Consider the following 20,307-nt stretch of genomic DNA (forward strand, 5'->3'; position numbering starts at 1 on the left):
GTCAAATAACTGGTTAATTCAGCAGGCCAATGTGTTCGCCAACGCGAACTATTTTCATGGTGTTGGTTCCACCCGATTTACCAATTGGCTCACCGATGGTGATCACGATCAAGTCACCCAACTCAACCACTTTGGCATCCAGCAAAGCCTGCTCCGATTTCGCCAGCAACACTTCACGGTCCTCTGTTTCGTACTGCATCATGACCGTACGCACATCGCGATACATTGACAAGCGACGGCGGGTTTTTTCCTCGGGTGTGAGTGCAAAAATTGGAACGCCACTGTTCAACCGCGACATCCACAATGCTGTTGACCCGGACTGGGTCAGTGCGGCAATCGCCTTCACCTCAAGGTGGTGCGCAGTAAACAAAGCAGCCATGGCAATCGACTGGTCAACACGCTTGAATTTGCGGTTCAGGAAATCAGTGTCCAGGCTGATGGTGGCTGACTTTTCTGCCTCAACGCACACTCGGGCCATGGCCACGATGGTTTCCACAGGAAACTTGCCCGCAGCGGTTTCGGCCGACAACATTACAGCATCGGTTCCATCGAGCACTGCATTGGCCACGTCCGACACTTCAGCGCGAGTGGGCACAGGGCTTTCAATCATGCTTTCCATCATTTGCGTGGCCGTAATGGTCAACTTGTTGGCTTCCCGGGCTGCGCGAATCAGGCGCTTTTGGGCTGCAGGTACAGCGGCATCACCAATCTCAACTGCCAAATCACCACGCGCCACCATCAAACCGTCGCAAGAGCGAATCAAGTCATCCAGATTCTCCAAAGCCTCGCAACGCTCAATCTTGGCGATCATCATGGCGTGGCCACCTGCTGCGCGAGTCAGTTCTCGAGCCATGTACATGTCTGCGCCGCTTTTTGGAAAGCTGACCGCAATGTAGTCTGCCTCGAAAGCCACCGCGGTGCGAATGTCCTCCATGTCTTTGGATGTCAGCGCAGGCGCAGAAAGGCCACCGCCCAATTTGTTGATGCCCTTTCGGTTTTTAAGCACACCACCCACTTCAGTTTCGCATTGGATTTGACTGGGGGTTACTTTTTTGACCTTCAGTACAATTTTGCCGTCATCGAGCAACAGGGTGTCCCCTGTTTTCACATCATTCACCAGCTCGGGATAATCCAACCCAACGCGCTCATCATCGCCTGAGTCACACTTGGCTTCCAGCACAAAGGGCTGACCATTGACGAGGTTGGTGGACCCATTTGCAAACACACCAATTCGAATTTTAGGCCCTTGTAAATCGGCCATCACAGCGATGTCTCGCTTCAAACGGGCTGCGATTTCACGCACTGTTTTGACCCGGTCAATGTGCTCTTGGGCTGTGCCATGAGAGAAGTTGACACGCACTACATTCATGCCCGCAGCGATCATTCGCTCAAGAACTGCGGGATCAGTGGATGCCGGCCCCAAAGTGGCCACGATTTTGGTTTGACGGGGTACGTACACGTTGGGCACCAATTTGCTCCCTGAGTTGGCCATCAAGCCGCTCTCTGTTGAAGAATTTCCACGGCTGGCAGGGTTTTACCCTCCAGAAATTCAAGGAATGCACCGCCACCGGTGGAAATATAACTGACCTGATCACCGATGTTGTACTTGGAAATCGCAGCCAAGGTATCGCCGCCACCGGCAATCGAAAAGGCCTTGGAATTTGCAATGGCCATGGCCAGGCGCTCAGTGCCTTTGCCAAACTGGTCGAACTCGAACACTCCCACAGGGCCGTTCCACACAATGGTGCCTGCTTTGTCCAAAATGGCAGCCAGTTCCTCGGCTGTGTTAGGGCCAATATCGAAAATCATGTCATCTGCGGCCACATCAGCCACCTTTTTACTGGTGGCATAAGCTGTCGGGGAAAACTCTTTGCCCACCACCACATCACTGGGAATTGGCACGGCAGCGCCACGGGCTTTCATGTTGTCGATAATTGTTTTGGCCTCATTGACCAGGTCGTGTTCAGCCAGCGACTTTCCGATGGGCAAACCCAGCGCAGCCATAAATGTGTTGGCAATACCGCCGCCCACAATCAATTGGTCTACTTTGTTGGCCAAGCTGTTCAGAATGGTCAGTTTGGTTGATACCTTCGAACCCGCAACAATGGCCACCATTGGGCGCTTGGGTGCTGAAAGTGCTGCACCCAAGGCGTCCAGCTCAGCCGCCAGAAGCGGACCCGCACATGCCACTGGCGCATATTGGGCTGCGCCGTGCGTAGTGGCCTCCGCGCGGTGGGCGGTACCAAAGGCATCATTAACATAGATGTCACAGAGCGCAGCAATTTTTTGTGCCAGTTCAGGGTTGTTCTTTTTCTCGCCTTTGTTGAATCGGCAATTTTCCAGCAGCAATACTTCACCTGCTTTCACGTCCACGCCATTCACCCAGTCTTTCACCAGACGCACAGGGCGCCCCAACAATTCACCCAGGCGCGCCGCCACAGGCGCCAAACTCAGCTTCTCGTCGTACTCACCCTCGGTAGGACGACCGAAATGGCTGGTCAACAGCAAAGCAGCATTGTTGCTCAAACAATATTCAATGCCCGGCAAGGAGGCACGAATGCGGGTGTCTTCCGTGATGTTGCCATTTGCATCCACTGGCACGTTAAAATCGACGCGGATCAACACGCGTTTGTTGGATACGTTTTGGTCGGTCAGGCGCAGGAAACGCAACATTGCTGTTCAACTCTCAAGGAAGGTTATTGGAAACAATCCGGAATTATAACGCCCCCAGCCCACTTTTCCTCGGGGTTGCCTACTCCTTTGTGATTGGAATATTGGCAATTGCAGGGCAAGTTTTTGTACCCGACTTTGCCCGGCAAGGGCTTGATTTAATTGACTCATTCTTCATTTACGTTCTGGTAGCTCAGTTTACCCATTTAGGTTGGGTTCACCTAAGCCTGAACCTGGCAGGTTTGGCGATTGTAGCCTGGGGATTTTCGAACCACCGCAGCCACAGAGAATGGCTGTTTGTACAGCTACTTTCCCTGCTGTGGCTCGCTTTTTATTTAAGCTGGATTGAGCCTGTTCAATGGTATTGCGGTTTAAGCGGCGCCCTGCATTTTCAATTCGCAGCCTGCCTTCTGCTTGCGCTGCACAGAACCCAAAACAAACTTGCCCTTGCCTGGCCGTTGTGGGTGCTTGCTGCCGGGCTTATTGCAAAACTGATACTTGAATGGAATTCAGGCCCCACCACCGATACTCTGGTGGGAGGCCCGATTGCTTTCGAGGCGCACAGGGGAGGTGCCTTGGGTGGTGTTTTGTTTGGACTGGCTATGATTGGGCGGTCATTGAGGTTGAAGCAGAACCCAACTTCCTGAACAGCCCAGCCAGTAGAGTGAAGAGCAACAAACCTGGCAAGGTAGTCGCACCCCCGCCACCGCCGCCGCCACCTGCAGAAACTGCCGAGCTGGAGCCAGAACCATTGTCGGTGGTGGGCGTGGTAGTGCCGCCGGAGCTGGCGTTGGCTACCGATGAGGGCGAGCTTCCATCATCACCACTGGCCACGACTCGCAGGGCGGTAAAACTGCTGTGAGCCTCACCAACAGAATCGGTTACGGTGAGCTGAAACACCAGGTCAGAACTTGATGTTGGAGCTGGCAAGTCCACGTCGGCCGAGGTTTGGGTGCCACTCATTAGCTGCTCACCCGACACCTGCGTCCAGGAGTACGATGCGATACTGCGCCCTGCCGTCACACTGCTGGCCGAACCGCGCAAGCGAACCGGGTTTAAGCCAGTGGCGCTTTCCTGATATCCACTGGTGCCCAAGCCGTTGGCTGAAGCGGAGGCGTTAGCGACAGGACGCGTGCCTTTCACAGCAGATACCGCTGCAAAGGCATCCAGCATGCCAGTGCCACACAATGCGGTGGTGCAATTGCAGCTGCCTGAACCCTGATTGGCCGTGCAAGTGCTGCTTCTGGGGCTTAGAAAACCTGAAGTGCTGCCCAAAATTTGGCTACGCAATTGGGCGGTGGTGAGCGCAGGGTTGATTGCACGCATTAACCCGGCCGTGGCCGCCACCAAAGGCGCAGCAAACGAGGTTCCGGTTTTGCTGACCAAACTGGCCGAAGCCGGTGTGGTAGTACCTGAATTGCCCAAGCCCACCAAGCCATTGCTAAAACCGCCAGGCGCCATCAGGCTTACTGCCGTACCAATTGCGCTGTAACTGGCGCGGCTGCCATCGCGGTCTAAAGCCCCCACTGAAAGAACATTGTTGCAATTGGCCGGCGAGTCAACCGAACCACCGCTGTTCCCCGCGGCAGCCACCACCAAAGTACCCGCTGCATTCACCCGATCCACCACTGTTTGCTCAAACGAAGTACAAGTAGTGGGACTCCCCAGGCTCAGGTTGATTACATCGGCTGGGTTAGGATTGCGCGGAATTCCGGGTACATCAAGGCCGGCAGACCACAGCATGGCGTCCAGTACATCTGACAGCAAGCCACCACATTTTCCCAGCACACGAACCGGCAACACCTTCACATTCCAGTCGGCTCCGGCCACGTCAGAGTCGCTGTGGGTATTCGCAGCGATTTGACCAGCAACAAAAGTGCCATGCCAGCTTGAATTCTTGACACTACAGCCCGAGAATGCCGAGGTTTGCGCATCAGCACTGCTGATCCAGTTACCGGGGTCTGCTGCATTGGCATCGCGACCGTTGCCGTCATTGGCCGTGGGTACGTCAGAGACAAAGTCGTAACCACTGAGCAATCGCCCCATCAAATCCGGGGTTTCGAAAACCACACCTGTGTCCAGCACAGCCACCACCACATCCGCACTACCACGCACGATATCCCAAGCCTGATCAAACTTGGCACCCGCTGTGTTGAACGTGGAACGAAGGGCCCACTGGTTGGCAAAGGTTGGATCATTGGGCGTTGCAAAGGCGCGCACTGGACGATCTTCAATGGCAAATTCAACTTCGGGATCACTGACCAGCCTGTTCAGCATGGATTGCTGATCACCTGCACGCACGCTGCTGCCCCAACGCATCACATGAGTACCCACCGAACCCGCACGCAACCAAGTCGCATCCACATTGTTTCTCGCCATGACATCAGCAAGAAACTCACCTTCTTTTTCAAGGCGACGCAGGGACGGAGCGTTGCTCAACTCAACCGAGTTCTTCAATTTGACGATGAATTGAGCACCGCCACTTTGAGCGTGGGCAGGTGCAATCAATACAATCCAAAGCATGAACAAAACGCTGGTGACCAGCACACGCAGGGGCGTCAGTTTTTGCTTTTTGGGTCGGAAGGTCAACATGGCAGTACTCGCTTATCACAATGGGTTCAGGTTACCCAGCGAGGTGTGCAATCAATTTGTTGAATAGAAAGCAGAACGGAGCCTACTTCTCAGCCACCTCGCCGAAGCCCGACGAATACCGCTTTAACGGCATGAAACAAGGCTTTTCGCATGACCAATAGGGGTAGGGAGACCCACAAAAGGGGGAGGTTTTTTTGAGGAATACAAGGCGAAAAAAAACCGGACTCAAGGCCCGGTTTTTTCATTCACTACACGCTTGGAAATTACTTGGCGTTCATCAGTGCAACTGTGGTGTCCAACATGCGGTTGGAGAAGCCCCACTCGTTGTCATACCAGCTGGATACCTTCACCAGCTTGCCGCTGACTTTGGTCAAGGTGGCATCAAATGCGCTGGAAGCCGGGTTGTGGTTGAAGTCGATGGACACCAACGGTGCCTCGTTGTACTCCAACACGCCCTTCAACGGGCCTTCTGCCGCAGCCTTCAAAATGCTGTTCACTTCTTCAACGGTGGTGTCGCGCTTGGCAATGAACGACAAATCAACCATGGACACATTGATGGTGGGCACGCGAACTGCGTAACCATCAAGCTTGCCGTTCAATTCCGGCAATACCAAACCAACCGCAGCGGCCGCACCGGTTTTGGTGGGGATCATGCTCATGGTGGCAGAGCGCGCGCGGCGCAGGTCTTCATGGTAAACATCGGTCAACACCTGGTCGTTGGTGTAGGCATGAATGGTGGTCATCAAGCCTGTTTCCAGACCAATCGCATCGTTCAATGGCTTGACCAATGGGGCCAAACAGTTGGTGGTGCAAGAGGCATTGGAAATCACGGTGTCGGTGCTCTTCAATACATTGTGGTTGACACCAAAAACTACGGTGGCATCAACGTCTTTACCGCCAGGCGCGGAAATAATCACTTTCTTGGCACCGCCTTTCAGGTGGGCAGATGCTTTTTCCTTGGAGGTGAAAAAACCGGTGCATTCCATCACCACGTCCACACCCAACTCACCCCAGGGCAGTTCGGCTGGGTTGCGGTTGGCCAAAACCTTGATTTTGTCGCCATTCACAACCATGTAATCGCCATCCACGCTCACGGTACCGGGGAAACGGCCGTGGGCTGTGTCGTACTGGGTCAGGTGGGCGTTGGTTTTGGGGTCACCCAAATCATTGATCGCCACGATTTGAATGTCGTGTTTTTTGCCACCTTCATAGTGGGCACGCAGTACGTTTCGGCCGATGCGGCCATAGCCGTTAATCGCTACGCGAATGGTCATGACAAATCTCCTTGAAAGTAAATCAGTTATTTCTGTACCAAAGCCAATGCGGCCTCGGTGAATTTCTCGGTGGTCAGCCCGAAGTGCTTGAACAAGGCGCCTGCTGGTGCTGATTCACCAAACGTGCTCATACCCAGCACCGTGCCTTTCACCCCAGCCTGCGCAATGTACTTGTACCAGCTGTCGGTCATACCCGCTTCGATGACTGCGATTGGGGCTGTTCCAAGCACTTCGGCCTTGTAGGCTGCTGCTTGACGATCAAATACATTGGTTGAAGGCATGGACACCACACGCGCTGTGATACCTTTCTCAGCCAAAGCTTTCTGCGTATTCATGGCGATTTCGATTTCCGAACCTGTGGCAATCAAGGTGACCTTGGCGTCGGCCACATCGACCAATACATAACCGCCTTTGACGATCGAGTTCAATACCGATTCAGAGCGCGCCAGGAATGGCAGGTTTTGGCGGCTGAACAACAAGCTGCTGGGGCCGTCTTTGCGCATAACCGCACTATTCCAGGCAGCCATGGATTCCACTGAATCAGCGGGACGCCACACGTCCATGTTCGGCAGCAAACGCAAGGTTGCAGCATGCTCAACTGGCTGGTGGGTGGGGCCGTCTTCACCCAAACCGATTGAGTCGTGGGTAAACACAAAAATATTGCGCTTCTTCATCAATGCAGCCATGCGCAGCGCATTGCGGCTGTAATCCGAGAAGGTCAGGAAAGTAGCGCCAAATGGAATGTAACCGCCATGAAGGGCCACACCGTTCAGGGCGGCGCTCATGCCGAACTCTCGTACACCCCAATTAATGTGGTTACCGGCTGTGAAGCCTTCGGTGTTGCGGCGAACAGCCACGCATTTGGGCCAGTTGGTCAGATTAGAACCAGTGAGGTCAGCAGAGCCGCCCAGCAGTTCAGGCAATTCAGCAGCCAACAGCGTAATTGCATTTTGGCTGGCTTTGCGGGTGGCAATTGTTTCACCCTTGGCGGCCACTTCAGCCAGCAAACGGGCAGCAGTCTGTTCAAACTGGGCAGGCAAATCACCCGCCATCCGGCGCTTGAACTCTGCGGCCTTGGCCGGAAATTTGGCGCTGTAAGCCTCGAATAACTTGTCCCAGGCCGACTGGCGTGCAGCGCCTTCAACCTGCGCGTCCCAGGCGTTGTAAACCTCGGCGGGGATCTCGAAAGGCGCATGCTCCCAGCCAATGGCGGCACGGGTAGCGGCAATTTCAGCCTCGCCCAGTGGGGCGCCATGCACTTTGTCAGTGCCAGCCAAATTGGGCGAACCTTCACCAATATTTGTTTTGCAGCAAATCAGGGTTGGGCCCTTGTCCAAGGCAGCGTTTTGTTTGGCTTGGGCAATTGCGGCATCCACGGCGTCTACATCATGGCCATTCACATTCGGAATCACGTTCCAGCCGTAGGCTTCAAAACGCTTGGGCGTGTTGTCGGCAAACCAGTGCTCTACTTCACCGTCAATGGAAATGCCATTGTCGTCATACATCACGATGAGCTTGGACAGGCCCAAGGTACCGGCCAGCGAACAGGCCTCGTGAGAAATACCTTCCATCAGGCAACCATCGCCCAGGAACACGTAGGTGTTGTGGTCAACGACAGGGAAACCCGCTTCATTGAATTCAGCAGCCAACAGCTTCTCGGCCAAAGCCAAACCAACCGCGTTCGCAATACCCTGCCCCAATGGGCCGGTGGTGGTTTCAACTCCGGGGGTAATGTCAACCTCAGGGTGGCCTGGTGTTTTAGAATGCAGCTGACGGAAATTTTTCAGTTCCTCAATCGGCAGGTCGTAGCCGGTCAGGTGCAGCAGCGCGTAAATCAGCATGGAACCGTGACCGTTGGACAACACGAAGCGATCACGATCAGCCCACAACGGGTTCTGAGGATTGTGCTTCAAGTGACGGGCCCACAAGGCCACAGCGATTTCGGCCATGCCCATTGGCATGCCAGGGTGCCCGGATTTGGCGGCTTGAACTGCATCCATGGCGAGCGCGCGAATCGCGTTGGCCATGTTCTTTGACGAAGAGGACATAGGTATGGGGATTGAGGGTTATGCCTGTGGCAAAGTTGGAAAAAAATGAATTTTATCAAAGCTATTCCAATAAAGCGCCCCTTCGCGGACAAACCATTGAATAAAGACAGGGAAACATGAAACACGACAAAGGCAAGCGCTTACCACGCTTCTTGCTAGAACACTGCAATAGCGTGGGCCAAGTGCTTGATCTGTCAGACGACTTGATGCACTACGCCTCCCGGGTTTTGCGCCTGCGAGAAGGAGAGGCGCTGCGCGTATGGAACGGAAAGGGCTGTGAGTACCACGCCACAATTCACTATGCGTCGAAAAAACTGGCTCAAATTCAGGTCGGCGAGCAACTGGCCCTGCGAAACACCGAGCTGAATCGACCAGTGCACGTGCTTCAGGCATTGCCAGAAGGCGACAAAATGGATTGGGTACTCGAAAAATGCACAGAATTGGGCGTAGCTGGCTTTCACCCGGTTCAAGCCCAGCGCAGCGTGGTTAAACTGGAAGGGGAACGGGCGAACAAGCGGCAAGCCCACTGGGAACGGGTCGTGTTGGCAGCAAGCCTGCAAAGTGAACGGGGGCAAATGGCCCAGGTTGAACCGGTCCGAACGCTTTCCGCTGCACTTGAACACGTCGCGCTCATATGGCCCAACGCCCATGTACTTTGGTTTACACCGCAGGCTGAACTGGCATTGAGAAAGTGGACGCCCCAAGCTAACCCAGGGGAACCTTTGATCATTTGCGTAGGGCCTGAGGGTGGATGGTCACCTGAAGAGACTGATGCTGCCACGCAACTTGGCGCCTTGCCCCTGAATTTTTCGCAGCGCGTGTTGCGAACTGAAACATTTGCAGTCGCCTGTACAGCGCAGCTAACAGCCCTGCTAAACCTTGAAGCACACTGAACAACGAGAGAAACGGACATGAGCAGTACCCAAAGCAAAACAATGAACCATCAATTCAAGTTCAAAAACCCCAGCCTGTTGCAAACCAATCCGTTTGTATACGGCAGCTTTCATGAATGCGAAACCGACTTCGAAGTGGACAATCCGTCCACTGGGCAAACCATTGCGCAGGTTGGCAATACGTCCATTGCGCTGACCCATGACGCAATTCTGTGCGCGGAAAAAGCGCTGAGCAGCTGGCGCAACACCACCGCCAAAAGTCGGGCGCAAATTTTGCGCAAGTGGTTTGACCTGATTATTGACAACGCCGACGACCTGGCTTTCTTGATGACCCTGGAACAAGGCAAACCACTTGCTGAGGCCAAAGGCGAGGTCATTTATGGTGCAAGCTTTGTGGAGTGGTTTGCTGAACAAGCCAAACGCATTGAAGGCAGCGTGCTGGAATCGCCCCAATTGGGTCGCGAATTGTTGGTGCTTAAACAGGGTATCGGCGTGTGCGCTGCCATTACACCCTGGAATTTTCCGATCGCCATGATTACCCGCAAAGTAGCACCTGCGCTGGCTGCGGGCTGCACCGTGGTTATCAAACCTGCAGAACAAACCCCGCTCAGCGCGCTGGCGCTGGCCGAACTGTCCCGCCAGGCGGGTATCCCCGCGGGCGTGCTGAACGTGATCACTGGCGACTCCAGCCGTTCTGTCGAGATCGGCAAAGTGTTGTGCGAAAGTGAGGTGGTCCGCAAACTGACCTTCACCGGCAGCACCGAGGTGGGCCGCATCCTGATGCAACAATGTGCGCCAACCATCAAGAAATTAAGCCTTGAACTGGGCGGCCATGCGCCATTTATTGTTTTTGAAGACGCAGATCTGGACAAGGCAGTGGAAGGCTTGGTGGCCTCCAAGTTTCGCAATGCTGGCCAAACCTGCGTGTGCACCAACCGTATTTATGTTCAACGCAGCGTGCAACAGGCTTTTGCCGAGAAACTGCTTGCCAAAGTGGCAAAACTGGAAGTGGGCGATGGCCTGAAAACCAAAGCCAGCATTGGCCCCATGATCGACGAGCAGGCAGTCGTCAAAGTTCAAAAGCATGTGGACGATGCCCTGAGCAAAGGCGCCAAACTTCTTCATGGCGGCAAGCCTCACGAACTGGGTGGCCGTTTTTTCCAGCCAACCCTGATCGACAACGCCGACCATCGCATGCTGGTGGCTCAGGAAGAAACATTTGGGCCACTTGCTGCCATTTTTCCGTTTGACACCGAAGAACAGGCCGTCAATTACGCCAACAATACGCCTTACGGCCTTGCCGCCTACTTCTATACCGAGAACTCGGCACGCACGTTCCGCGTAAGTCGCGCACTGGAATACGGCATGGTGGGAATCAATGTGGGCGTTTTCTCCAACGAGGTGGGTCCTTTTGGCGGGGTTAAGCAGTCAGGACTGGGTCGGGAAGGCTCGGTGTGGGGCATTGAGGAATTCCTGGAAATGAAGTACCTGTGCATTGGCACGCTCTAAGCTCGACAGCCCCGGTAACCATTACAATACGGGGCAATCAATGACCAAACAATTGAATCAAGAAGGACACAGGCGCACATGCAAAAGAAACCGCTGACGTTTCAACAGGCCATTCTGACCCTGCAAAACTATTGGGACCAACAAGGTTGCGCCCTGTTGCAACCCTTCGACATGGAAGTGGGCGCTGGCACCAGCCACACCGCCACGTTTTTGCGCGCCTTGGGCCCTGAACCCTGGAATGCCGCCTACGTTCAGCCCTCGCGCCGTCCCAAAGACGGCCGCTACGGTGAAAACCCCAACCGCATGCAGCACTACTACCAGTTTCAGGTTGTGTTGAAGCCATCGCCAGAAAACATCATTGACCTGTACCTGGGCAGCCTTGAGGCCTTGGGTATTGACACCCAACAAAACGACATTCGGTTTGTGGAAGACAACTGGGAAAACCCAACCCTGGGTGCCTGGGGTTTGGGCTGGGAAGTGTGGTTGAACGGCATGGAGGTGACCCAGTTCACTTACTTTCAGCAAGTGGGCGGCCTGGACTGTTCGCCAATTTTGGGCGAAATCACCTACGGCATTGAACGCCTGACCATGTACCTGCAAGGCAAGGAAAATGTTTACGATTTGGTATGGACCGAACGCGAAGAAAAAGGCGTGAAGAAAGTGCTGACCTATGGCGATGTGTTTCATCAAAACGAAGTGGAGCAATCCACTTACAACTTTGAACACAGCAATGCAGACATGTTGTTCCGCCATTTTGGCGAGTACGAAACAGAGGCCAAACATTTGATCGAAGTTGGCCTGGCCTTGCCCGCTTACGAAATGATTCTGAAAGCTGCACACACGTTCAACCTGCTGGATGCCCGTGGTGCCATTTCCGTGACAGAGCGTGCGGCTTACATCGGCCGAATCCGCAATTTGTCGCGTGCAGTGGCACAGGCCTATTTCGATTCCCGAGAGAAGCTGGGCTTTCCCATGTGCAACACCCCCAACTCACAAGCCGCTTGATACACATGAATTCAACATTACTGGTAGAGCTGTTCACCGAAGAGCTCCCACCCAAAGCGTTACAAACACTGGGCAACGCGTTCGCCGAACTGCTGAGCAAAACACTGCGCGATGAAGGCCACCTCGCGGACAACAGCGCGGTGGAAGCTTTTGCCAGCCCACGTCGACTGGCATGCCGCATCACCAACGTGGCTGCGGTCAGCCCTGAGAAAAAAATTCAGGAACGCCTGCTGCCTGTAAAAATTGGCCTGGATGCCAACGGACAGCCCACCCCGCCCTTGCAGAAAAAACTGGATTCACTGGGACTGGGCGCCATTGCTGTGGATCAACTGGAAACCATCAGCGATGGCAAACAGGATGTGCTGCACATTTCGCGCACCCAGGCAGGCAAGGCGCTTGAAGATTCGCTGACCAAAGCCCTGGATACTGCCACCACCAAACTGCCCATTCCCAAGGTGATGAGTTACCAGCGCCCAGATGGCAGCACGGTGCATTTTGTGCGCCCCGCCCACCGCCTGGTTTGCCTGCACGGTGACAAGGTAGTACCCGCGCAGGTATTGGGACTGGAGAGTGACCGAATTACACTGGGCCACCGCTTCCTGAGCCAGGGTGTGCTGAATATTGCCAGCGCCGACAGCTACGAGACACAACTTGAAACCGAAGGCAAAGTCATCGCCAGTTTCACGAAACGCAAGGCAGCCATTGTGAAATCACTGGCTGAACAAGCGGCTGGAGACAAGGTGGTACAACCCGAAGATTTGATCGACGAAGTGTGTGCGCTGGTTGAATGGCCAGTGGTGTACGAAGCCGGCTTCGAAAAAGAATTTCTCGAAGTGCCGCAAGAGTGCCTGATTTTGACCATGCAGGCCAACCAGAAGTATTTCGCGATCACCGATCAAAACGGCAAGATGAAAAACCGCTTCTTACTGGTTTCAAACCTGCTCACATCGACCCCGCAGTTGATCACAACCGGCAATGAACGCGTGTTGCGCGCGCGCTTGGCGGATGCCAAATTCTTTTTCGATCAAGATCGTAAAAAAACCCTGGAAAGCCGCCTGCCCGGCCTGGCCAATGTGGTGTACCACAACAAACTGGGCACCCAGAAGGACCGCAACGGTCGTTTGGTTGAGCTCGCCGCCGCCTTGGCACCCCTTTGTGGTGCCGATGTTGAACTGGCCAAACGCGCTGCCCTGCTTTGCAAGGCTGACCTGCTCACTGACATGGTGGGTGAATTCCCCGAGCTTCAAGGCAATATGGGCGAGCACTACGCGCACCACGACGGCGAACATGCGGATGTGGCACAGGCGATTGCAGACCATTACAGCCCCCGTTTTGCCGGTGACCAACTGCCACGCAACCCAGTTGGCTTGGCGGCAGCATTGGCCGACAAGCTTGAAACCATGGTAGGTATTTATGGCATTGGGCTGATTCCCACTGGCGACAAAGACCCGTTTGCCTTGCGCCGCCATGCCCTGGGTGTGATCCGCATGGTGATTGAGAAAAACCTGAAGCTGGATTTGATCGACGCATTGAACAAGGCCAGCAGCCTGTTCTCCGCATTCCCTGATTTCAAGCAAAGCGTAGAGGGCCTTGCCGGCTTTATCCAAGACCGCTTGCGCGGGTATCTGAAAGACCAAGGCTACACCACCGCAGAAGTTGAATCAGTACTCAGTCAAAACCCGAGCCAGTTCGCCGACCTGCCCAAACGCCTTGAAGCCGTGCGCGCATTCTCGCAATTGCCTGAATCGCAAGCCCTGGCAGCGGCCAACAAGCGCATCACCAACATACTGAAAAAGACCGAAGTGGGTTCTTCTGACGTGGATGCCAGCCTGTTACAGGTAGACGCCGAAAAGGCGCTGGCTGCGCAAGTCAAAGAAGTGGAGCCACATGCCACCCGGGCGTTCGAACAGGGTGATTATCAACAGGCCCTGTTGGTATTGGCCCCACTGAAAGCCAATGTAGACGCCTTCTTTGAAAACGTCATGGTCATGGACAACAACGAAGCGCTGAAGAATAATCGCTTGGCATTGTTGAAACACATGCATGGCTTGATGAACCGCGTGGCCGATATTTCACAATTGGCCGCTTAAAGTCAGAACACAGAGCAAGGACAGTTCATGAAACTTATCGTGCTGGATCGGGATGGCGTCATCAATGAAGACTCGGACGAGTACATCAAGTCCGTGGATGAATGGATTCCCATTCCCGGCAGCATGGAAGCGATTGCTCGCTTGAACCGTGGCGGATTTCGCGTGGTCGTCGCCACCAATCAAAGTGGCATCTCGCGTGGCATGTTTGATCTTGAAACGCTTTCAGCCATGCACAAAAAAATGCATGAACTGGCTGGCGTTGCTGGCGGGCACATTGAAGGGATTTTCTTTTGCCCCCACGGGCCGGACGACAAATGCAATTGTCGCAAACCCAAACCAGGTCTGTTCCAGGAAATTCAGGCACGCACCGGCTTTAACCTTGAGGGTGTGCCCTGCGTGGGCGACTCACTCAGGGACCTGCAAGCAGGTGCAAGCATGGGTTGCAACACATTCCTGGTTAAAACCGGCAAAGGCAAAAAAACACTGGAAAAAAGCAAAGACGAATTGCCCAAAGGTACTTTGGTGTTCGACAATCTGACTGCAGTCGCCGAACATTTGGTACCCGACGACCCTTTCGCAAACAATCGATAACAACTAAAACTCGTTCGGAGGCCCGTGGTGAGATCCTTCATTGGTTCTATCCTGTTTTTTGTCTACGTGGTGGTGTACACACCCATTCACGCAACGCTGTTGCTCTTGGTCTCCCCCTTCATTTCCATCCGCAACAGGTATGTGTTTGCCTGCTGGTGGAATGCACTGAACATCAAAATGTTGCGATTGTTGTGCAATATCCAGTACAACATTGAAGGCATGGAGCACCTGCCCAACACAGGCGCCATCATCCTGGCCAAGCACCAGTCAGCTTGGGAAACATTTGGTATTCCCGCAAACCTGTTACCGCGCCAGCTCTGCCTGGTGTACAAAAAAGAATTGCAATATGTGCCATTCTTCGGCTGGGCGTTGTGGGTGCTGCGCATGGTCCCAATCGACCGAAAAAATGGTGTTGAAGCATTCGAACAGGTAAAAACCATGGCCGGCAAGCGCATGAAAGAAGGCGCCTGGATGATGTTTTTCCCCGAGGGTACCCGTGTGCCTGTGGGCTACAAGCGCCGCTACAAAACTGGCGGCACCAGGCTGGCGGTTGCCACCGGCACACCGGTGGTACCCGTGGCTCACGATGCGGGTGAATACTGGAAACGCAAGGGATTTTTCAAAAAAGCAGGAACAGTCACCTTGCGTTTTGGTCCACCCATATCCCCCGAGGGCCATGATGCAGAAAGCCTGATGAAAGTGGTTGAAGACTGGATTGAGGGTGAAATGCACAAGATCAGCCCGCACCGCTACACCAGCGCCGAAACCCCTTTGGTGGGCAAAGGCGACAGCTAATCCATGCAACTTACGGCAGCACCTCACCCCACTGAAGTTCGCAGCATTGAACTGCCGTGGGGGCTGTGCAGCTATATCCTAAAGCGCAGTAAACGCCGGTCAGTCGGGTTTTTGATTGGTGATCAAGGTTTGCAAATTTCTGCACCCTTGCGCCTTTCAATTACCGAACTGAACTCGATTATTGCGGGCAAATCGTCATGGATTGAGCAGCGCCTGAAACAATGGGAAACACGCAGCCGACAAACCATTTCCCTGTCCAGCCTTCTGGATGAAGGCAAACCAATTCCAGTTCGAGGCGAAGCCTACCATCTGGAAACCCTGCCACCGCGAAGCAAGGCACTGTTGAACCCTTGGACAAAAAGCATTGCTTTGCCTGCCTGTGAAAGTTCTGCGCAACGCAACAAGGCCATTGAAAAAGTATTGAAGGCCCACGCCAAGGAAGTGTTTACACACATGGCCAGCAAGTTGCTTGAGCGACAGCCCGCAGCGCAGCGTTTGCCTAACTTTTCGATTCACTTGAGTAGCCCAAGTTCACGTTGGGGCAGCTGCAACAGCCAGCGCGAGGTTCGCCTGAACTGGCGCTTGGTTCACTACCCGCCGCAACTGATTGAGTACGTGATTGCACACGAGTTGGCACACCTTGTTGAAATGAATCACAGTGCGCGCTTTTGGGCCGTGGTTGAAAGCCTGATGCCCGATTACCAAAAGCCGCACAAAACCCTGTCAAAAATGAATCCTGCCGAGGTACCTGTACTATGAGAATTCTTCACACCATGCTGCGCGTTGGCGACCTTCAACGGTCCATCGATTTTTACACCAAGGTCATGGGCATGAAAGTGATTCGAACCACTGAGCGTGCAGATCAAGGTTACTCACTGGCCTTTGTCGGATATGGCAGTGAGCAGGAAGGCGCTGTGCTTGAACTGACCTACAACCACGGCGTTGACAGCTACGATCTGGGCACGGCATACGGACACATTGCAATCGCAGTAGAAGATGCTTATACACAATGCGATCGCATTTTGGCAGCCGGTGGCAATGTCACTCGCCCCGCTGGTCCAGTGAAAGGCGGCAGCACCATAATCGCATTTGTAACAGATCCCGATGGCTACAAAATCGAATTGATTCAGACTGCAAGCTAAGCCACACGGTACGTAAACAGGTCCCCTGCCTGCGAGCGCAGGCAAGGCCTTGCGGACCACTTTGACAAACAGAAGTCAAGTAAAAAATTTCCATTTTTTTCCAGTTTTAGGGTCGAATAAAATCGCCCTGCCCGTTACAATGGGCTGCTCGAAATTTGCTTAAATTTTGTGCAACGTGCGCATCGCCCATTTAACACTTCCAAATAATCTGTTCCTTGCCCCAATGGCAGGCGTGACAGATCGCCCCTTCCGCCAGTTGTGCAAAAAACTGGGCGCGGGGCATGCTGTGTCGGAAATGGCCGCGAGTAACCCTGCTTTGTGGAAAACTGACAAAAGCACACGCAGGCTGAACCACTACGGTGAAACCAAACCCATCGCAGTTCAAATTGCAGGGGCCGACCCGGAAATGATGGCGCATGCAGCCGCCTACAACATTGAACGCGGCGCACAAATCATTGACATCAACATGGGCTGCCCCGCAAAAAAAGTGTGTGCGGTTGCGGCCGGTTCTGCATTGCTGCAAAACGAAAGTCTGGTCGAGCAAATTTTGAAAGCTGTGCATGCGGAATGCGAACAACGCGGCGTGCCACTGACCCTGAAATACCGCACAGGCTGGTCACCCGAACACAAGAATGCAATTCACATTGCGCAAATGGCTGAATCGATTGGCGTATCGCTTTTAACCCTTCATGGCCGCACTCGCGCCTGCGGTTACACCGGCGACGCAGAGTACGACACCATCAAGGCAGTGAAGCAGGCGGTCAGCATTCCAGTGATCGCGAACGGCGACATCACCAGCCCCGAGAAAGCAAAACATGTGCTGGATTACACCGGCGCAGATGGCCTGATGATTGGCCGGGCCGCACAAGGCAACCCCTGGATTTTTAGAGAAGTACTGCATTACCTGAAAACGGGTGAACACATCAATCCACCCACTCTGGAAGAAGCCCATGAAGTCATGATGCATCACCTGCGTGATCACCATGAATTTTATGGAGAGAAAACGGGCATGCTCACTGCCCGAAAGCATTTGCAATGGTATCTTTGCGGCCCAGCCGGAAAAAACAACACCGTGGTTGACCAACTTATGTTGGCACAAACCACCAGCGAACAATTGCGCATTGTTGATGACTTTTTTCTGAACTGGTTATCAAGCGGTCAGCAGTACTTCGCCGCTGCAAACGATTCACTCCAACCAACACCAAAAAGAAGATTGGCAGCATGAAACCCAATGACAGTGATCTAAGTCCCATCACCATTTCAGAGTGCATACGCAGCAACCTGGACAAGTTCTTTGATGATCTTGAAGGTGAATGTGCCAAGTCGGTTTACGACATGGTGTTGTCTGCCGTGGAGCGGCCCATGCTTGAAGTGGTCATGGAGAAAGCCAACATGAACCAAACAATCGCAAGCCAAATGCTGGGCATCAACCGCAACACACTGCGCAAAAAACTGCAGCAGCACGGCCTCATCTGATTTTTAATTTTTTACCGGCCGCCTAAAAAACGGCCTCTGAAACCATGACATCAAATCCAACCATCAAACGTGCGCTGCTGAGCGTGTCCGACAAAACCGGCATCCTTGAATTGGCCAAAGCGCTGGCCGATCGTGGCGTAGAAATATTGTCCACGGGTGGCACTGCCAAACTGCTGGCTGAAAAAGGCCTTGTCGTGAAAGAAGTCAGTAGCCACACGGGCTTTCCTGAAATTATGGATGGTCGTGTAAAAACCCTGCACCCGAAAATTCACGGCGGCATTCTTGCGCGTCGCGATTTACAAAGCCACCTCGACGCCATGCAAGAACACGGCATTGGCGCAATCGATTTGGTGGCTGTGAACCTGTACCCCTTCGACAAAGCGACTGCCGGCGACAATGTGTTGTTGGAAGATGCGATTGAAAACATCGACATTGGCGGCCCCGCCATGGTGCGTGCTTCTGCGAAAAACTACACTGGAGTCACCATCATCGTTGACCCCGCCGATTACGGCAAAGTGATCGATGAAATCAAAAGCAACGATGGTGCGACCACACTGAAAACGCGCAGTGGCCTGGCTGCCAAAGCTTACGCCCACACTGCCCGCTATGATGGTGCAATTGCCGCATTCCTGACCAGCCTTGAAGGCACTGAAGGTGCTTTAGAAGACACACCCGCGCGCATCGAGTACCCCGAAGTACTCTCCATGCAATTCCACAAAGTGCAAGACATGCGCTACGGCGAGAACCCACACCAAAGTGCGGCGTTCTACCGTGAGGCGAAAGCACCCGTTGGCTTGTTGGCCAACTACCGCCAGTTGCAGGGCAAGGAATTGAGCTTCAACAACATTGCTGATTCCGATGCAGCCTGGGAATGCGTCAAAACATTCGACGCCCCCGCCTGTGTCATTATCAAACACGCCAATCCGTGTGGCGTGGCTGTGGCCGAAGGCACCTTGCATGCGTACCACAAGGCTTTCAAGACAGACCCCACTTCTGCCTTTGGCGGCATCATCGCATTCAACCGACCAGTCGATGAAGCCACTGCGCAGGCCGTTGCGAAACAGTTTGTAGAGGTGGTCATTGCACCGTCGTTTGATGAAGCCGCACGCGCAGTATTCTTCGCCAAACAAAACGTTCGCTTGCTGGAAATCCCCGTGGAAGCGGGCATGCACAAGTTTGATTACAAACGCGTGGGTGGTGGCCTGCTGGTTCAAAGCCCCGACGAGCGCAATGTGCAGCAAGGTGAAATTAAAGTGGTCAGCAAACGCCAACCTTCTGATCAGCAATGGGCTGATTTGATGTTCGCCTGGCGCTGCGCCAAGTTCGTAAAAAGCAACGCGATTGTGTTCTGCAAAGACGGCATGACCATGGGCGTAGGCGCGGGCCAAATGAGCCGCGTAGATTCCGCACGCATTGCCTCAATCAAAGCACAAAACGCCGGGCTTACACTGGCCAACAGCGCGGTTGCGTCCGACGCATTCTTCCCTTTCCGCGATGGTTTGGATGTGGTGGTCGATGCAGGCGCAAGCTGCGTCATTCAGCCCGGTGGATCCATGCGCGATGAAGAAGTGATCGCAGCGGCCAATGAGCGTGACATCGTAATGGTGCTGACTGGTGTGCGCCATTTCCGCCATTAATTTCAACACCACACTTACCCTGCCGTGATGCGCATACTTGGCATAGACCCAGGCCTGCGCATCACCGGTTACGGCGTGGTCGACATCATCGAGAGCCAGCAAATTTATGTGGCCAGTGGCGTGATCCGCTCCAACTCCGACGCCTCCCTGCCCGATCGTTTACACACCCTGTTCACTGGGCTTTGCGAACTGGCTGAGCTGTACAAGCCCCAAGTTGCCGTGGTTGAAAAAGTGTTTGTGAACGTGAACCCGCAATCTACCCTGCTGCTGGGGCAAGCCCGCGGCGCGGTACTTACCGCACTCACCCACAGCGGTTTGGCAGTGACTGAATACACTGCGCTTCAAATTAAACAGGCGATTGTGGGGCACGGCAAAGCCAACAAAGAACAGGTGCAGGAAATGGTGAAGCGTTTGCTGAAACTGCCTGCCCACCCGTCGGCGGATGCGGCCGATGCCTTGGCAGCCGCACTAACCCATGCACAAAGCAGCAAACTGCTGGGTGCACTGGCCGCCAAAGACTTGCCCACCAGTATTTTCAAAACCCGCACCCGAAAGGGCCGCACCAGCTGGAAATGAATTCGCTTG

At 54.0% G+C, this 20,307-nt stretch carries 18 protein-coding genes; 13 read left to right on the plus strand and 5 right to left on the minus strand.

Annotated elements, in window-relative coordinates; genetic code table 11:
* Nucleotides 1-13: 13 nt before the first annotated feature.
* Nucleotides 14-1,492 (minus strand): pyruvate kinase, encoded by a 1,479-nt coding sequence (gene pyk / locus LMED105_RS11785; RefSeq protein WP_008251539.1) that lies wholly within the window; start codon nucleotides 1,490-1,492, stop codon nucleotides 14-16.
* Nucleotides 1,492-2,673 (minus strand): phosphoglycerate kinase, encoded by a 1,182-nt coding sequence (locus LMED105_RS11790; RefSeq protein WP_008251541.1) that lies wholly within the window; start codon nucleotides 2,671-2,673, stop codon nucleotides 1,492-1,494. Before LMED105_RS11790 ends, pyk begins: the two co-directional genes overlap by 1 nt.
* Before the next feature lie 89 nt (nucleotides 2,674-2,762).
* Between LMED105_RS11790 and LMED105_RS16435 the strand changes: the two genes are divergently transcribed.
* A complete protein-coding gene (locus LMED105_RS16435; protein WP_198006851.1) occupies nucleotides 2,763-3,317 on the plus strand; it encodes a rhomboid family intramembrane serine protease in 555 nt (184 codons plus the stop codon).
* On the opposite strand, the gene LMED105_RS16440 is transcribed toward LMED105_RS16435, so the two are convergent.
* From LMED105_RS16440 to tkt, 3 genes are all read right to left on the minus strand, one after another.
* A complete protein-coding gene (locus LMED105_RS16440; protein WP_008251543.1) occupies nucleotides 3,271-5,262 on the minus strand; it encodes a S8 family peptidase in 1,992 nt (663 codons plus the stop codon). The genes LMED105_RS16435 and LMED105_RS16440 overlap by 47 nt on opposite strands.
* 263 nt (nucleotides 5,263-5,525) lie before the next feature.
* Entirely contained in the window at nucleotides 5,526-6,536 is a 1,011-nt protein-coding gene (gene gap / locus LMED105_RS11805; protein ID WP_008251545.1) for a type I glyceraldehyde-3-phosphate dehydrogenase, read from the minus strand.
* Between the two features lie 26 nt (nucleotides 6,537-6,562).
* Nucleotides 6,563-8,584, minus strand: a complete 2,022-nt coding sequence (tkt, locus tag LMED105_RS11810) for a transketolase (RefSeq protein WP_008251547.1) — start codon at nucleotides 8,582-8,584, stop codon at nucleotides 6,563-6,565.
* 116 nt (nucleotides 8,585-8,700) lie between these two features.
* On the opposite strand from tkt, the gene LMED105_RS11815 reads away from it, so the two are divergent.
* From LMED105_RS11815 to ruvC, 12 genes are all read left to right on the plus strand, one after another.
* On the plus strand, nucleotides 8,701-9,477 hold the full coding sequence (locus LMED105_RS11815) for a 16S rRNA (uracil(1498)-N(3))-methyltransferase (RefSeq protein WP_008251551.1): 777 nt from the start codon (nucleotides 8,701-8,703) through the stop codon (nucleotides 9,475-9,477).
* A gap of 18 nt (nucleotides 9,478-9,495) precedes the next feature.
* On the plus strand, nucleotides 9,496-10,986 hold the full coding sequence (locus tag LMED105_RS11820) for an NAD-dependent succinate-semialdehyde dehydrogenase (protein ID WP_008251552.1): 1,491 nt from the start codon (nucleotides 9,496-9,498) through the stop codon (nucleotides 10,984-10,986).
* Between the two features lie 78 nt (nucleotides 10,987-11,064).
* Nucleotides 11,065-11,991 carry a glycine--tRNA ligase subunit alpha gene (glyQ, locus tag LMED105_RS11825; RefSeq protein WP_008251553.1) on the plus strand — a complete coding sequence of 309 codons (927 nt, stop codon included), beginning with the start codon at nucleotides 11,065-11,067 and terminating at the stop codon, nucleotides 11,989-11,991.
* A 5-nt stretch (nucleotides 11,992-11,996) separates the two neighbouring features.
* Nucleotides 11,997-14,081: a glycine--tRNA ligase subunit beta gene (glyS, locus tag LMED105_RS11830; RefSeq protein WP_008251554.1), complete on the plus strand. Its 2,085-nt coding sequence runs from the start codon at nucleotides 11,997-11,999 to the stop codon at nucleotides 14,079-14,081.
* 27 nt (nucleotides 14,082-14,108) lie between these two features.
* On the plus strand, nucleotides 14,109-14,672 hold the full coding sequence (gene gmhB / locus LMED105_RS11835) for a D-glycero-beta-D-manno-heptose 1,7-bisphosphate 7-phosphatase (RefSeq protein WP_008251555.1): 564 nt from the start codon (nucleotides 14,109-14,111) through the stop codon (nucleotides 14,670-14,672).
* A 27-nt stretch (nucleotides 14,673-14,699) separates the two neighbouring features.
* Entirely contained in the window at nucleotides 14,700-15,467 is a 768-nt protein-coding gene (locus LMED105_RS11840; protein WP_040513369.1) for a 1-acyl-sn-glycerol-3-phosphate acyltransferase, read from the plus strand.
* Between the two features lie 3 nt (nucleotides 15,468-15,470).
* Complete coding sequence (locus LMED105_RS11845; protein ID WP_008251560.1) at nucleotides 15,471-16,226, plus strand: M48 family metallopeptidase; 756 nt, start codon at nucleotides 15,471-15,473, stop codon at nucleotides 16,224-16,226.
* On the plus strand, nucleotides 16,223-16,609 hold the full coding sequence (gene gloA / locus LMED105_RS11850) for a lactoylglutathione lyase (protein ID WP_008251563.1): 387 nt from the start codon (nucleotides 16,223-16,225) through the stop codon (nucleotides 16,607-16,609). Before LMED105_RS11845 ends, gloA begins: the two co-directional genes overlap by 4 nt.
* A gap of 175 nt (nucleotides 16,610-16,784) precedes the next feature.
* Entirely contained in the window at nucleotides 16,785-17,834 is a 1,050-nt protein-coding gene (gene dusB, locus LMED105_RS11855) for a tRNA dihydrouridine synthase DusB (protein ID WP_083797186.1), read from the plus strand.
* Nucleotides 17,831-18,085 carry a Fis family transcriptional regulator gene (locus LMED105_RS11860; RefSeq protein ID WP_008251565.1) on the plus strand — a complete coding sequence of 85 codons (255 nt, stop codon included), beginning with the start codon at nucleotides 17,831-17,833 and terminating at the stop codon, nucleotides 18,083-18,085. Before dusB ends, LMED105_RS11860 begins: the two co-directional genes overlap by 4 nt.
* A gap of 44 nt (nucleotides 18,086-18,129) precedes the next feature.
* A complete protein-coding gene (gene purH, locus LMED105_RS11865) occupies nucleotides 18,130-19,722 on the plus strand; it encodes a bifunctional phosphoribosylaminoimidazolecarboxamide formyltransferase/IMP cyclohydrolase (protein WP_008251566.1) in 1,593 nt (530 codons plus the stop codon).
* 27 nt (nucleotides 19,723-19,749) lie between these two features.
* Entirely contained in the window at nucleotides 19,750-20,298 is a 549-nt protein-coding gene (ruvC, locus tag LMED105_RS11870; RefSeq protein WP_008251567.1) for a crossover junction endodeoxyribonuclease RuvC, read from the plus strand.
* The last annotated feature ends 9 nt before the right edge of the window (nucleotides 20,299-20,307 follow it).

Origin of the sequence: Limnobacter sp. MED105, assembly GCF_000170915.1 — a bacterium.
In the GTDB taxonomy this organism is placed as follows: Bacteria; Pseudomonadota; Gammaproteobacteria; order Burkholderiales; family Burkholderiaceae_B; genus Limnobacter.